The sequence below is a fragment of the Mesorhizobium sp. M7A.F.Ca.CA.004.04.2.1 genome (assembly GCF_004022825.1).
In the GTDB taxonomy this organism is placed as follows: domain Bacteria; phylum Pseudomonadota; class Alphaproteobacteria; order Rhizobiales; family Rhizobiaceae; genus Mesorhizobium.
Genome location: NZ_RZPH01001542.1, coordinates 1 through 846 on the forward strand (window position 1 = coordinate 1; position 846 = coordinate 846).

The following is an 846-nucleotide window of genomic DNA, read 5'->3' on the forward strand; positions in this document are numbered from 1 at the left end:
GGCATTGCCTGTGCCGCATCGGCAGGCTTGGCGGCTTCAGCCGGTGCGGGCGCCGGCGTGGCCGGCGCTGCTTCGGCTGGCTTGGCCGGATCGGTTGCCGGGGCCGCAGGCGCCGCGGCGACGGTCGCGGCTATTTCGGTGATGCGGCCGTCGAGCTTCGGCGTGTAGGGCCGGTGGGCGCCGAGGTAGTCGGCAACCACCTGTTCGAGGCCGGGGCCGTAATCATAGGCGTTCTTGGCCTTGTCGGCGAAGACCTTGTAGCCGTCGCCGCCCTGGCGGACATAGTTGTTGGTTGCGACCAGATAGTCCTTGTCAGGCTTGATCGGCGTCCAGGCGCCGCCCTCCATGACCTCCACCGATTTGACGCGGCCGGCATTGGGCGCGACGGATTTGTCGAAGGAATACTTCAGGCCGGCGACCTGCGGGAAGCGCCCGGCGCCGTCCTCGACCTGGCTGAGGCCGCCCTCGAGGCCGGCCACCAGATCCTTGCCCGAAATCTGGAACGTCGCCAGCGTGTTCTGGAACGGCAGCACGGTCAGCACCTCGCCCATGGTGACGGTGCCCTTGTCGATCGAGGCGCGCAGGCCGCCGCCATTGGAGATGACGATCTCGACGCCCTGTCCCTTGACGCGGTCGAGGATGGCGTCGGAGACGAGATTGCCCATCGCGCATTCGCGGGTGCGGCAGCTCTCGCGACTGCCGTCGATGACGTCGGTGGTTTCCGCCACTTCCTTGTTCTTCAACGCCTCGATCGGCGCCCCAAGCTCCTTGATGCGGGCGAGCACGGCCGGGTCGGGGGTGATCGACTTGTCGAGATAGATCGGGTCGCCGCTGGCCGATTTGACG

1 protein-coding gene is annotated in these 846 nt (G+C 67.5%); it reads right to left on the minus strand.

Going from position 1 to position 846, the window contains the following annotated elements:
• Positions 1–846: 5'-nucleotidase C-terminal domain-containing protein (locus tag EN893_RS36010; RefSeq protein ID WP_206640261.1), on the minus strand; the 846-nt coding region annotated here is incomplete at both ends.